The 12,642-nt window shown below is 65.1% G+C and carries 13 protein-coding genes; 5 read left to right on the top strand and 8 right to left on the bottom strand.

The window, feature by feature from the left end; genetic code table 11:
* Positions 1-118 precede the first annotated feature (118 nt).
* Positions 119-1,111, top strand: coding sequence for a hypothetical protein (locus tag ABIB99_RS11105; RefSeq protein WP_354175808.1), 993 nt, complete (start codon positions 119-121; stop codon positions 1,109-1,111).
* Here ABIB99_RS11105 and ABIB99_RS11110 read toward each other — a convergent pair whose 3' ends face one another.
* From ABIB99_RS11110 to ABIB99_RS11135, 6 genes are all read right to left on the bottom strand, one after another.
* Entirely contained in the window at positions 1,112-1,609 is a 498-nt protein-coding gene (locus ABIB99_RS11110; RefSeq protein WP_354175810.1) for a DUF6622 family protein, read from the bottom strand.
* 13 nt (positions 1,610-1,622) lie between these two features.
* A complete protein-coding gene (locus tag ABIB99_RS11115) occupies positions 1,623-2,435 on the bottom strand; it encodes an ABC transporter permease (protein WP_354175811.1) in 813 nt (270 codons plus the stop codon).
* Between the two features lie 4 nt (positions 2,436-2,439).
* On the bottom strand, positions 2,440-3,354 hold the full coding sequence (locus ABIB99_RS11120) for an ABC transporter permease (RefSeq protein ID WP_166344395.1): 915 nt from the start codon (positions 3,352-3,354) through the stop codon (positions 2,440-2,442).
* Positions 3,351-4,508, bottom strand: coding sequence for an ABC transporter ATP-binding protein (locus tag ABIB99_RS11125; protein WP_354175813.1), 1,158 nt, complete (start codon positions 4,506-4,508; stop codon positions 3,351-3,353). The genes ABIB99_RS11120 and ABIB99_RS11125 overlap by 4 nt, the downstream gene beginning before the upstream one ends.
* A gap of 178 nt (positions 4,509-4,686) precedes the next feature.
* Positions 4,687-6,147, bottom strand: a complete 1,461-nt coding sequence (locus tag ABIB99_RS11130) for a glycerol-3-phosphate dehydrogenase (RefSeq protein WP_354175815.1) — start codon at positions 6,145-6,147, stop codon at positions 4,687-4,689.
* A 136-nt stretch (positions 6,148-6,283) separates the two neighbouring features.
* Positions 6,284-8,959 (bottom strand): sensor domain-containing protein, encoded by a 2,676-nt coding sequence (locus ABIB99_RS11135; RefSeq protein ID WP_354175816.1) that lies wholly within the window; start codon positions 8,957-8,959, stop codon positions 6,284-6,286.
* 202 nt (positions 8,960-9,161) lie between these two features.
* On the opposite strand from ABIB99_RS11135, the gene ABIB99_RS11140 reads away from it, so the two are divergent.
* On the top strand, positions 9,162-10,265 hold the full coding sequence (locus ABIB99_RS11140) for an NAD(P)/FAD-dependent oxidoreductase (protein WP_354175818.1): 1,104 nt from the start codon (positions 9,162-9,164) through the stop codon (positions 10,263-10,265).
* 141 nt (positions 10,266-10,406) lie between these two features.
* Here ABIB99_RS11140 and ABIB99_RS11145 read toward each other — a convergent pair whose 3' ends face one another.
* Complete coding sequence (locus tag ABIB99_RS11145; protein ID WP_008131172.1) at positions 10,407-10,589, bottom strand: YdcH family protein; 183 nt, start codon at positions 10,587-10,589, stop codon at positions 10,407-10,409.
* Between the two features lie 329 nt (positions 10,590-10,918).
* Between ABIB99_RS11145 and ABIB99_RS11150 the strand changes: the two genes are divergently transcribed.
* From ABIB99_RS11150 to ABIB99_RS11160, 3 genes are all read left to right on the top strand, one after another.
* The gene (locus ABIB99_RS11150; protein ID WP_063986093.1) at positions 10,919-11,125 is read left to right on the top strand and encodes a YdcH family protein; all 207 of its coding nucleotides are present in this window, start codon (positions 10,919-10,921) and stop codon (positions 11,123-11,125) included.
* Between the two features lie 127 nt (positions 11,126-11,252).
* Positions 11,253-11,471 carry a hypothetical protein gene (locus ABIB99_RS11155; protein WP_014492449.1) on the top strand — a complete coding sequence of 73 codons (219 nt, stop codon included), beginning with the start codon at positions 11,253-11,255 and terminating at the stop codon, positions 11,469-11,471.
* 21 nt (positions 11,472-11,492) lie between these two features.
* Positions 11,493-11,744, top strand: coding sequence for a hypothetical protein (locus ABIB99_RS11160; RefSeq protein ID WP_063981128.1), 252 nt, complete (start codon positions 11,493-11,495; stop codon positions 11,742-11,744).
* Positions 11,745-11,806: 62 nt separating this feature from the next.
* Here ABIB99_RS11160 and ABIB99_RS11165 read toward each other — a convergent pair whose 3' ends face one another.
* Positions 11,807-12,520 carry a GGDEF domain-containing protein gene (locus tag ABIB99_RS11165; protein ID WP_354175820.1) on the bottom strand — a complete coding sequence of 238 codons (714 nt, stop codon included), beginning with the start codon at positions 12,518-12,520 and terminating at the stop codon, positions 11,807-11,809.
* Positions 12,521-12,642 lie beyond the last annotated feature (122 nt).

Raw genomic sequence — 12,642 nt, forward strand, 5'->3', positions numbered from 1 at the left:
GAAAGCGCTCCGGGACGCATCGCGTCGCCGCAAGCAGGGCGTTCGAGCGACGACGTGGACAATTGCGGGTTGTCCACGCCTGCTCTAACCTCGCAGCCCTGTCACGGGGCACGTCACCATGCGCGGCAACGACGCGATCCATCTCGGCCTGATGCTGCTGGCGTTCGCGGCGTCCTATCTGGTGCCGTTCGAGCTGCTGCTGCTGGCCTATGTCGTGCTCGGCCCGGCGCACTACTTCACCGAGATCTCGTGGCTGCACGATCGCAGCTATTATCTGCCCCATCGCGGGATCGCGGCGGTCCTCGCGATCATCGCCGTGGTCGCGGCGCTGATCGACAACGCCTCATGGTTCGGCCTTGCGATGTGGGGCGCGCTGGTCGTCTGCGCCATGCTGGCAGCCACGACCTCCGCGATCGAGAGCATGCTGCTGTTCATGGTGGCGATCGTCCTGTCCGCGATCATGTATTCGAGCGGATCGTCGCTTGCAGTCATCGGCATCCTGATCCCGACCCTGATCCACGTCTCGCTGTTCACGCTGATCTTCATGGTGCTCGGCGCGCACCGGTCGGGCAGCCGCGTGCAGGCTGCGCTGGTGGTCGTCTATCTGCTTGCGGTCGCCATGATCCTGTTGCTGCCGCCAACGGCCGAAATCCGGATCCCGAGCTTTGCCCGGGTCGGACAGGACTATTTCGGCAATGTCGGTCCGGCGCTGGGCCGGCTGTTCGGAGTCCCCGGCCTCGTCCTCGACACCCGGCTGACGAGCCTGCTCGCCTTCGTCTACACCTACCACTACCTCAACTGGTTCATCAAAGCCGACATCATCCGCTGGACTGAGGTGCCCAAGGCGCGGCTGGCGGCGATGGCCGCCGCAAGCGCCGCCTCCACCGCGCTGTACTTCTACGACTACGCTTTCGGCTTCACCTTCCTGCTGGCGCTGAGCCTGATTCACATCCTGCTCGAGTTTCCGCTCGACAGCCTCGCGCTGCGGCAGCTCGGATCCGCTGTCCAGGGCGCGATACGCGCGCGATATGCGGGGCCCATCGCGGCCTCCGCGGCGCAATCGCGTTCTACGGGCACCAAGGCCGCGAAACGCGCAACGCGCTCACGCTGATCATCTCTCCGCGCTCTTTCGTCGATACGCGACCAGCAGGGCGATCGTCGAGCCGATGAAGTAGCCGGCGGTCGCGCCCGAGATGGCGCGGCCGGCGACGATCGCCAGCGCGCGATCGCCCGCATCGATCGCCGAAATCACGCCGACCGCATATTGCGAGGCGAAGACAATGAGGTTGCGGACCAGACCAAATGGACTGCCCGGACGGATGATCTGCCCGGTCGTGTGATCGACGTCGAACGGGCGCGGCGTCAGCACACCGAGCGGCAGCAGCGCCAGCGCGGCCGCGATCCATGCGACCAGCGGCGAAACGCTGTCTTGGTGGCCGAAGCCGAGTCGCGAAATCCCCCAGACGATGAAGACGACCGGCACGATCAGCGCGCGCCAGATCGGCGTCGTGCGCGGCTGCATCGCCTTGACGCCCTGCCACACCAGAAAAGCGAGCAGCATCCAGACCCAGACCGGCGTGTGGATCAGGATCTGGTAGGCGAATGTCATGATTGCTCCTCGCCTACAGCGGCGCCGCGCTCTCGCCCTGCGAGCTCGAGAGTTTCGAGGCAAGCGAGGCGATGACGATGACCACCGCGATCAGGGCGATCACCAGCGTGCAGATCGCGTTGATCTCGGGCTTCACGCCAAGCCGCACCTCCGAGTAGATCCGGATCGGCAGCGTCGCCGAGCCTGGGCCGGTGGTGAAACTCGCGATCACGAGATCGTCGAGCGACAGCGTGAAGGCCAGCATCCAGCCCGCCGCGATCGCGGGCGCGATCAGCGGCAGCGTCACGGCGACGAACGCGCGAACCGGGTTGCAGCCGAGGTCCATCGCCGCCTCCTCCAGCGAACGGTCGAGCGAGCCGAGGCGGGACTGCACGACCACCGCGACGAAGCACATCGTCAGCGTGGTGTGGGCGATCGTCACCGTCCAGAAGCCGCGCTCGGCGTTGAGCGCGACGAACAGCAGCAGTAGCGACAATCCGGTGATCACCTCCGGCATCACCAGCGGCGCGTAGAGCATGCCCGAGAACAGCGTGCGGCCGCGAAAGCGCTCGCCGCGCGACAGCGCAACGGCTGCGAGCGTGCCGAGCAGCGTGGCGATGGTCGCGGAGGAGACCGCGACCCGCAGGCTCATCCAGGCCGCCTCGATCATGGCGCGGTCATTGAAGAACTCGTGGTACCAGCGCAGCGACCAGCCGCCCCACACCGTCACCAGCCGCGAGGCATTGAAGGAGTAGATGACGAGGATGAGGATCGGCAAATAGAGGAATGCCAGGCCCAATGCGAGCGAGGCGATGTTGAAGCGGGACAGGCGGGAGACCTTGCGCATCGCTTCAGCGCCCCTGTTCCAGCTGCCGCTTCTGCAGCCGTTCGTACAGCAGCAGCGGCACCAGCAGCACCACCAGCAGCACGATCGCCGCGGCGGAAGCCACCGGCCAGTCCTTGTTGGTGAAGAATTCGAGCCACAGGGTCTGGCCGATCATCAGCGAATTGGAGCCGGCCAGAAGGTCCGGGATCACGAACTCGCCCACGATGGGGATGAAGCACAGCAGCACGCCGGCCCCGACGCCGGGCAGCGACAGCGGAAAGGTGACGAGCCAGAACACCTGCCAGGGCGGCGCGCCGAGATCAGAGGCCGCCTCCTCCAGCACCGGCTCCATTTTCGCGAGCGTGGCGTAGAGCGGCAGGATCATGAACGGCAGATAGGAATAGACGATGCCGATATACATCGCGGTGTCGGTCGAGAGCCACACCACCGGCTGGCTGACCAGATGCAGCGCGAGCAGGATCTGGTTCAGCAGGCCGTCATGCTGGAGGATGTTGATCCAGGCATAGATGCGGATCAGGAACGAGGTCCAGAACGGCACTATCACCAGCACCATCGCCACCGCCTGCCAGCGCTTCGGCAACCGCGCCATGCCGTAGGCGATGGGATAGCCGATCACGAGCAACAGCGCAGTCGCGGTGACGGCGACGGTGAGGCTGCGCACATAGGCGAACACGTAGATGTCGTCTGAGGCGAGCAGCTTGAAATTGTCGATCGACAGCGCGGCGAACGCTGCCTTGAGCGCCTCCCATCCCGCCATCAGGTCGAACACCGGCTCGTAGGGCGGCTGCGCGATCGCCGTCTGCGACAGGCTGATCTTGAGTACGAAGCCGAACGGCACCAGGAAGAACAGCAGCATCCAGACATAGGGCGCGATCGCGGCAAAGCGCGCGGGCCTTGCGAAGATGCGGCGCGAGCTCATGATTGCAGCACCACGCAGTCGTCGGGCGTGAACCAGGCGACGACACGCTGGTTCAGGCTGTAGGCGTCGACGTCGAGTCGCGCGCTGTTGGGGACCGACGCCTGCACGATTCCGCCGGCATCGAGCTTCACCTTGTAGGTGGTGGTGCCGCCGAGATAGCAGATGTCGGCGACCACGCCGTCCAGGCTGTTGATCGCCGTCTCACGACCGGCCTCGCTCTCCGGGCCGCGGCGCGACAGCTTGACCTTCTCGGGCCGGATCGCGACCGACAATTTTCCCGCGCCGACGCCTTCGCGCGGCTCGGCCACCACCAGCGCACCCGCATCACGCGTGCCGATGATCAGACGATGACCGTCGCGCAATTTGGACTCGCCGTCGAACAGATTGATGTCGCCGACGAACTCCGCGATCCAGCGCGAGCGCGGCGCTTCATAGAGTTCGCGGGGGCTCGCGACCTGGGCGAGCTTCCCGGCCTTCATCACGCCGATCCGGCTTGCCATGGTCATGGCTTCCTCCTGATCGTGGGTGACGATGATGAAGGTCATGCCGAGCCGGCGCTGCAGCTCCATCAGCTCGCCCTGCGTACTCTCGCGCAGCTTCTTGTCGAGCGCCGCGAGGGGCTCATCGAGCAGCAGAAGCTGCGGCCGGCGCGCCAATGCACGCGCCAGCGCCACGCGCTGACGCTGACCGCCGGAGAGCTGGTCGGGCCTGCGCTTCTCCAGCCCCTCGAGCTTCACCAGCGCAACCATTTCGGCCACGCGCGTGGCGATGTCGGCACGCGCCATGCCGGCCCGCTTCAGGCCGAAGGCGATGTTGTCGCGCACGGAGAGATGCGGAAACAGCGCGTAGTTCTGGAACATCATGTTGATCGGGCGTTCATGCGGCAGCGCCTGCGCGATGTCCCGGCCGCCGAGCAGGATGCGCCCCTCGTCCGGCGCCTCGAACCCGGCGAGCATGCGCAGCAGCGTGGTCTTGCCGCAGCCGCTGGGCCCGAGCAGCGCAAAGAACTCGCCGGCCTTGATGTCGAGCGACACGCCGTCCACGGCCCGGAACGTCCCGAATGTCTTGGCGACGCCCTCGATGCGCAGCAGCGGCTGCCCCGCCGCGGGAAGCGCTTCCGCGCCGGCGTCTATCTTGGGCAATTCGTCCGTCATGGTCCCTGCCAACCCCGATTCCGCCGCACGCTAGCGGCCGATCGTCCCCAGCTCAACCGGTTCGGGGGTGACTTCCACTGCAGTCCCGTAGCCCGGATGGAGCGCAAGCGTAATCCGGGACGGTCCATCGGTGGTGAGACTTTCCCGGATTGCGCTTCGCTCCATCCGGGCTACGCCACTAGCTCACACCCGCCATGAACACGGCCAGCGCGTCACGGTCCGCCGCGGGCATCGTCAGGCCGAGCTTCGAGCGCCGCCACAGAATATCCTCGGGAAAACGCGCCCATTCGCGGGTCATCAGATAGCGCACTTCGGCGCCGGTCAGTTCGGGACCGAAGGCGGGGCCGAGCTCGTCGCGGGCCTTCGCCTCGCCGAGCACGGCCGGCAAGCGCGAGCCATAGGCCGCAACCAGGCGGTGGGCCTGCGTCTCCCCGAGAAAGCGCCAGCGGTCGCGGGCGAGGTCAACTTCGGTGTCGAAACGATCCCAGGCAAAATCTCCGCCGGGCAACGCGGCGCCGGCCGTCCAGGACGGCGACATCGGATAGAACGGCGTCAGCCTCGTCACCGCCCGCTCGGCGCGCAGGCGTGCGGTGGTGACGTCGCCGCCGAACATCGTGATCAGCGGCGCCTTGCGCCGGCGCGCGTGGAACAGCGTCGTCCCGTCGCGCCGTCGCACGGACGCCAGCGTCAGGTTGACGCCGGAGACCGCGCGCACCACGTCGGTGGGCGCGACGCGCTCGCGGAAATAGCGGCTGGCGGCCTCGCAGAGATAGCTGACGTCAGCCCCAGGCATCGCCACGATCGCGGGATCACCAGTGAAATCACGAGTGACCGTGCCGATCAGCGCGAAATCGCGCTCAAAGGGGCTCGCGAAGATCAGCCGCCCATCGCTGTTCTGGAAGACGTAGACGTTATCGGACTCGAACAGCCGCGGCACGATGATCTGGCTCATCTGCATGGCCGCCATGGCAGGCTGCGGCTGGCGCAGCACGGTCTCTGCGACGATCGACGTCCAGCCGCCGGTGGCATTGGCCAGCGCCCGGGCCGTGACCACGCGGCGATGGCCACGATCGACCACCGCGAGGCGCCATGTGTCGGTTCGATCGGCGCGGACACAGCGCGCCCCGGTCCGGATCGCAGCGCCGCGTTCGGCGGCGTCCAGCGCCGTCAGCACCACCAGGCGGGAATCATCGACGACGCAGTCCGAATATTCGAAAGCCGTGCCGAACGGGCGCTTCAGCGCGTTGCCGACCGGATGATGCGTGATGTCGAGGGTCGTCGCGGCAGGCAGGCCGCTCCGACCGGTGAGGCCGTCATAGAGGTACAAGCCGGCGCGCAGCAGCCAGGGGGGACGCTCCTCGGAATGGGCCGGGATCACGAAGCGCATCGGCCGGACCAGATGCGGCGCGATGGCAAGCCACGTCCGGCGCTCGGCCAACGCCCGGCGCACCCGCCAAAAACCGCGGCGTTCCAGCACCGACAGATCGCCATGGATCAGCCGCGGCGTCGCGGATGACGCCGCGCCGCCGAGATCGCCCTGCTCCAGCAGAATGACCCGCAGGCCGCGGCCGGCCGCATCGCGGGCGAGGCTGACACCGTTCAGGCCGCCGCCGATGATCGCAAGGTCGTAATCCGCCATGAAGCCGTCGAATGGGAGCTAGCGCCCGCCATCACTAGAGCCATTTCCATTCCGATGAAATCGGAACGAGGCTTTGGATTCTTGTTTTGACGCGTTTTCTTTGCGCGAACCGGTATCCGCTTGGCTCGATAACGCTCTAGCCGGTCTTGAGCGCAAGCTCCATGGTCTCGGCGCGGCCGACGAGGCCGGCATATTTGCCGATCGGCAGCGGCTTGCCGAGCAGATAGCCCTGCACGCCGTCGCAGCCCTCCTTGGCAAGAAAGACGAGCTGATCGAGGGTCTCGACGCCCTCGGCGATGATCGACATTTCGAGGCCGTGGCCGAGATCGATCACGGCGCGGACGATAGCCGCCGATTGCGGGTTGCGGCCGAGATTCATGATGAAGGCGCGATCGATCTTGATCTTGTCGAACGGGAACGCCTGGAGATAGCTCAGCGAAGAGTAACCGCTGCCGAAATCATCCATGGAGATGCGCACGCCGAGCGCCTTCAGCCGGCGCAGCAGTGCAAGACCCCGGTCAAAGTCCTCGATCAGCACGCCTTCGGTGATTTCCAGCTCGAGCCGGCCGGGTGCCAGGCCCGTCTCGATCAGGATCGAATGGACCAGCCCGACCACGTCGCCGTGCATGAACTGCGCCGGCGACAAATTGACCGCGACCTGGAGCGGCTTCGGCCAGGACGCCGCCTCGCGGCAGGCCTCGCGCAGGATCCACTCGCCCATCTCGACGATCAGGCCGCTCTCCTCCGCGATCGGGATGAACTCGGCCGGCGAGACCTGGCCGCGCACCGGATGCTGCCAGCGCGCCAGCGCTTCGAAGCCGATGATCTCGCTCTCGGCGACGCTGTGGCGCGCGATGCCCTGCGGCTGGAACGCGAGCGACAATTCGCCGTTCTTGATCGCTTTCGACAGGTCCTGGTGCAGCACGCGGCGGTCGCGGATCTGCTGGTCCATCTCCGGCTGGTAAAGGCCGATCGTGCCGCGCGACTTCTGCTTGGCGCGGAACAGCGCCGCGCCGGCATTGGCCAGCAGCGATGCGCCGTCGGCACCATTATGCGGGAAGATCGACATGCCGGTGGTGACGCCGGCGCGGACCGCCCGGCCGTCGATCTGAAATTCCTGGGCAACGGCCTCGCCGAGCTGCTGCGCCAGCGCAAGGCCCGCCTCCGGCTGCTTGCCGTCGATGATGAGGCCGAACTCGTCGCCGGACAGGCGCGCCACCACGCCGCCGCGCGCGGAATCCTGAAGCCGCTGGGCCACCTCGATCAACAGCTTGTCGCCGAGCGCATGACCGAAGACGTCGTTGACCTCCTTGAGGCCGTCGAGGTCGAGGCAGAGCACGGCGAACTCCTCGCTGGCGCCTTCGCAGGCCTCGATCATCTGGGTCAGCGCCTGGAGGAAGGCGGCGCGGTTCGGCAGATCGGTCAGGCCGTCGTGATAGGCCATGTGCGCCATGCGCGACTCGGTCTGCCGGCGGTCGGTGACGTCTTCGTGGGTCTTGATCAGATATTGCGGCTCGCCGGCATCGCTGAGCACGGTCGCCCGCCGGGTCAGGAACAGCCGCAGGCCGTCCTTGGTGGAGATCGGGTGCTCCTCGGTAATCATCCCGCGCTTCTTGATCGCGGCCTCGTCGCGCGCGATGATCAGCTTGGCTTCCTTGGGATTGAAGATGTCGGAGGCGGTCAGGCCCGTGGCCTCTTCGCGCCGGCGGTTGAGGATCGTCTCCGCGCTGCGATTGGCGAGCAGGTAGCGGCCGTCCTTGACCTGCTCCACGATCAACGCCACCGGAATGTTGTCGACCACGAGCTCCAGGAACTTCTTCGTGCTCTCCAGCTCCTGCGACAGCGAGCGGCGGTCGGTGATATCCTCGAACACGAGCATCAGGAATTCGGGCTTGTTGCTCTCGTCGCGGACCACGATCCGGATCGAGGCAACCATGCGCCGTTCACCGGCGCGGTCGACCTCGAATTCATTGCGGAACTGGCCGTCCGGCGAATTCAGTGCCGCCTTGTCGGCCGCCTCGATGCTGGCCGCCGAGATGGGCGCGAACAGCTCACGCGCATTCTTGCCGACGGCGTGGTCGCGCGAGAACCCCCAGAACCGTTCATAGGCGCTGTTGGCGAAGATGTAGCGACCGTCCTCGATGTTCTTCGCGGCGACGCAGGCCGGCACGTGGTCCAGCACGGTTTCCAGGAATTGCTTGGTGGAGGCGAGCTGCCGTGACAGCTTGCGCTGATCGCTGACGTCCAGATGCGTCGCGACCGAGCCGCCGTTCGGCAACACGAAATATTTCACCAGGATGGCGCGGCCATCGGGCAGTTCGGTGATCAGGCCGTTGGGGCTCGCCGCCTTCTCGTAGAAATCGTCGTCGGAGACGGCGAGGACCCCGCGCTGCCGGCGCAGCTCGAGGATGTCGTAGCCGGTCATGCCGGTCCACAGATCCGAGCGCGCCAGGCCGTAGATGTCGAGATAGCGGTCGTTGCAGAACATGATGCGTCGTTGCGCATCCGTCATCACCACGCCCTGGTTGAGATTGTTCATGGCGGAGGAGACGAAGGCGTTGCGCCGCAGCTGCAAGCGCTTGGTGCGGCGCAGCGAGGAATGGATCCACAGCGCGATGGCGGCCAGGAACGCACAGACGACGATGCCGCCGATCAGCACTTCCCAGACCAAATTGGGATCGAGCTTGCCTGGCGGCGCGAAGCTGTCCGAGAGCGCAAAGGCGCGCGCAGGCGCGACCGCGCTGCCCAGGCACACGACGGCCTGCACAGCAATCGGAAGCGTGCTGCCCACGTGCCAGTTCTTCTCAGCCATCAGCCACCCGCGCTTTCAACGTCGGATTGTCTGGCTTCACGGGTTTGGATCGGGTAAACGCCTGTACGCGCAACAGAAAAATGTGACGCCAAATACGGCAATTGCCCTGACATGATAAATGCTTCCTTAATGGAAAACGGCCCGGTGCCGTGGTTCTCAGGCCTGATGCCACCGATGCTTTCAATGGATACACTGCACAACCATGGATAGGGTCGACTGCGTCGTCATCGGAGCCGGCGTGGTCGGGCTCGCGGTGGCTCGAAAGCTTGCCCAGGCCGGGCGCGAGGTGATCGTGCTCGAGGAAGCCGAGGCCATCGGCACCATCACCTCCTCGCGCAACAGCGAGGTGATCCATGCCGGGATCTATTACCGCGCCGGCAGCTGGATGGCGCGCATGTGCGTCAGCGGCAAGCATGAGCTGTACCGCTACTGCGGCGAGCGCGGCATCCCGCACAAGAACTGCGGCAAGCTGATCGTCGCGACCAGCGCCAAGGAGACCGAGAAGCTGCAATCGATCAAGGCGCATGCCGAGGCCAATGGCGTGCTCGACATGCAGCTGCTCACGGGCGAGGCCGCACGCGGGCTGGAGCCGGCGCTCGCCTGCGATGCCGCGCTGCTCTCGCCATCGACCGGCATCATCGACAGCCACGCCTACATGCTCTCGCTGCGCGGCGAGGCCGAGGCGGCCGGCGCGGCCTTTGCGTTTCACACCCCGCTGGTCCGCGCCAAGGCAGCCGGCGATGTGATCGAGATCGAGGCCGGCGGCGAAGCGCCGATGACGCTGCAATGCGGCCTGCTCGTCAACGCCGCCGGGCTCTCGGCGACGACGGTCGCACGCCACATCGACGGCATGCCGATCGACCGGATTCCACCGGCCTATCTCGCCAAGGGAAACTATTTCAGCTGCAACGCCAGGGCACCGTTCTCGCACCTGATCTATCCGGTGCCCGAGCCAGGCGGGCTCGGCGTGCATCTGACACTGGACATGGCCGGGCAGGCACGCTTCGGCCCCGACGTCGAGTGGATCGAGACGATCAATTACGAGGTCGATCCATCACGCGCCGAGCGCTTCTATCCGGCGATCCGGAGATACTGGCCGACGCTGCCCGACGGCGCGCTGATGCCGAGCTATTCAGGCATTCGCCCGAAGATCGTGCCGCCGGCGGTGGCCACGCAGGATTTTCTGATGCAGGGCCCGCGCGATCACGGCGTCGAAGGCCTGATCAACCTGTTCGGCATCGAATCGCCGGGACTGACGTCATCGCTCGCGATCGCGGATCACGTCGCCGAGCTCGCAGGCATCTAGGGGATTTTCCATCGGAGCGGAAAGGCTCCAAGCGCCGCGCAAATAACTTTGCACGCTGCGCACCTTCATGCAGGGATGAGCGCAATAGCTCTCACCCCTGCATGAAAGGGTAAGTTCAACTCTACACTGTTACAGGGGTTACTAGTGGAGCGTGTCGCCGGTGTGCTTCAAACGCTCGATCTGGTCCTTGACCATCAACTTCCGTCGCTTCAACTCAACAATTTGCAGGTCGTCTGTTGAAAGGTGCACGAGAGCTTCGTGCAATTCGTTTTCGAGCGTTTTGTGCTTCCGTTCCAATTCAACCAGATGTGCCTGAATTGTCATTCGAAACCTCCTCGGTAGGGGGAAACCTTGGATTCGATCCGGACAAACAAGTGTACATCACCGATTCGTTCTGTCGATATGTATCCGTCGTCGCAGCGTCATTTTTGAAAATTCATATGTAACGAATCGTGAGTAAGGAACCACGCTGGAAAAATCCATGATATCAATGTGCTTGCGCAACGCCGCAACGAATCGTCGAAATATCTTGCGAGAGTTCGGTGAGCGGCGGCCCGAGATCGCTTGCGATCACGGCGCGCAAGGACGATAATTTCCACAGGGCATCCACAGCCTTGAATCTCACGCCCATCGGGTTTTCGGCCACCGCGAACATGACCAATGAAGACGAGCGTGAGCTCGAAGCCGAGCTCACCCGGTTGCAGCAAGAACACCGAGATCTCGACGCCGCGATCGATGCGATGCATCAATCGCCTGCCCCCGACCTGTTGCGGTTACAACGGTTGAAGAAGCGCAAGCTGTTGTTGCGCGACCGTATCGCGTTCATCGAAGACCAGATCACGCCGGACATTATCGCCTGATCCGCGAGGCCCTTTTCGTGGCAGCTCGCCGCATCCGAATCCGCTTGACTCGAAAAGAACAAAATAGGAACATTTGGGCATCCCACCGCCCCAGGAAACGCCCAGGAAACCCCCGAGGACAACGCAGATGTCGGCAACCGCCCTTCTCGACAACAGCCATTATGAACAGGCCTGCGACCAGGCGATCGCGATGTGCGACGGCAATCTGCGCAGCACCATCAAGGCGCTGATCATGGCCAACGAATATCTGGAAGCAGAGCTGGAAGAGTTGCAGGCGGCGATTTCAGCCGGCTGCATTCCCGAGACCGCACGCAGCAAGGTGCGGAGCAACAGCAGCGCCGCCTGAGTTCAACATCGGAGCAACGCCATGTCGGATGTGACCTACTACGTTGCAATGCCCTTCCTGATCGATGCCGACGGATCGCCTGTCGCCGGCGCCGCGGAGGAATGCCAGAGCTCGGCGGCCGCGTTGCGGCGCGCCGAGATCCTGGCGCACGGTGCCGGCCATATCGGCGCGGTTGCGTTCAGCCGCAGCGGCGATCCCATGACCGGCGAATTCGGCGACGCCACGCTGCTGCGCAAATTCGGCAACGTGCCGGAAGATCTGGCCACGCTGTAAGGGTTGTTGCTTGAGCATGATCTCCGCGCGACGCGGTCCGCATTTGTCGCGAAGATCATGCCCTAGTTGCTGACCAGCCTGATCAGCGGCTCGTGCCGCCGGTGCGCCTTGCGCACATACATGGCGGCATCAGCCTCCTCCAGCGCGCGACCTGCATCGGACTGCGCCCCCAGCAGCGCGACACCTGCGGAGGCGCCCGCGGTCACGCGCTGACCGCGAAAGGTAAACGACAATTCGTCGATCGCCTGCTCGAAGGTCGCAGCCTTCGCCTTGGCGTCGGTCTCGCTGAGATTCCAGAGCAGCAGCGCGAACTCGTCGCCGCCAAGCCGGCCGACCACATCCGAGGCGCGGACCTGCCGCGTCAGGGTGGCCGCAATCGCCTTGAGCACCTCGTCTCCGGCGGCATGGCCGAAGGAATCATTGATCGGCTTCAGGCGATCGACGTCGAGCACGATCAGCGCGCCGCTGGCGCGGTAGCGCTTCATGTAGGCGATGGCGCGCGCGAGCTCGCGCTCGAAGCCGCGCCGGTTCGGAATCTCGAGCAGGAAATCGGTGTCGGCCGCAGCTTCCAGTTCCGCAACCCGCCGCTCCGCCTCCTTGAGCTTGCTCCGCAAGCCGCGGATGGTCGCCCTGGTGTCGTCGGCGGCCGACGCTCCGCGCCGCGCCGGCTTGGCCGAGCGCTTCGCCAGCCGCCTGGGGGCGGCTTTGGAGCGGCTGGCGCTGGTCTTTCGGCCCTTTTTGGCCTTCGCAGCGCTCGCCCTTTTTGGTTTCTTCATGGGCATCCTGCTCAATGAAGGCTTGCGGGGATTCACCAAGACAGGATAGTGCATTCCCTTCTCCTTGCCACCGCCTTGCGAGCCACCGGCCGGAACCGTTAATCTGGCCTATCTTTCTGTTT

This window comes from Bradyrhizobium sp. LA6.1 (assembly GCF_040547805.1).
Classification (GTDB): domain Bacteria; phylum Pseudomonadota; class Alphaproteobacteria; order Rhizobiales; family Xanthobacteraceae; genus Bradyrhizobium; species Bradyrhizobium barranii.

Excerpts from the sequence above, each read along its gene's own strand:
- ABIB99_RS11105 (WP_354175808.1), top strand. The coding sequence starts at position 119 with ATGCGCGGCAACGACGCGATCCATCTCGGCCTGATGCTGCTGGCGTTC.
- ABIB99_RS11110 (WP_354175810.1), bottom strand. The coding sequence starts at position 1,609 with ATGACATTCGCCTACCAGATCCTGATCCACACGCCGGTCTGGGTCTGG.
- ABIB99_RS11115 (WP_354175811.1), bottom strand. The coding sequence starts at position 2,435 with ATGCGCAAGGTCTCCCGCCTGTCCCGCTTCAACATCGCCTCGCTCGCA.
- ABIB99_RS11120 (WP_166344395.1), bottom strand. The coding sequence starts at position 3,354 with ATGAGCTCGCGCCGCATCTTCGCAAGGCCCGCGCGCTTTGCCGCGATC.
- ABIB99_RS11125 (WP_354175813.1), bottom strand. The coding sequence starts at position 4,508 with ATGACGGACGAATTGCCCAAGATAGACGCCGGCGCGGAAGCGCTTCCC.
- ABIB99_RS11130 (WP_354175815.1), bottom strand. The coding sequence starts at position 6,147 with ATGGCGGATTACGACCTTGCGATCATCGGCGGCGGCCTGAACGGTGTC.
- ABIB99_RS11135 (WP_354175816.1), bottom strand. The coding sequence starts at position 8,959 with ATGGCTGAGAAGAACTGGCACGTGGGCAGCACGCTTCCGATTGCTGTG.
- ABIB99_RS11140 (WP_354175818.1), top strand. The coding sequence starts at position 9,162 with ATGGATAGGGTCGACTGCGTCGTCATCGGAGCCGGCGTGGTCGGGCTC.
- ABIB99_RS11145 (WP_008131172.1), bottom strand. The coding sequence starts at position 10,589 with ATGACAATTCAGGCACATCTGGTTGAATTGGAACGGAAGCACAAAACG.
- ABIB99_RS11150 (WP_063986093.1), top strand. The coding sequence starts at position 10,919 with ATGACCAATGAAGACGAGCGTGAGCTCGAAGCCGAGCTCACCCGGTTG.
- ABIB99_RS11155 (WP_014492449.1), top strand. The coding sequence starts at position 11,253 with ATGTCGGCAACCGCCCTTCTCGACAACAGCCATTATGAACAGGCCTGC.
- ABIB99_RS11160 (WP_063981128.1), top strand. The coding sequence starts at position 11,493 with ATGTCGGATGTGACCTACTACGTTGCAATGCCCTTCCTGATCGATGCC.
- ABIB99_RS11165 (WP_354175820.1), bottom strand. The coding sequence starts at position 12,520 with ATGAAGAAACCAAAAAGGGCGAGCGCTGCGAAGGCCAAAAAGGGCCGA.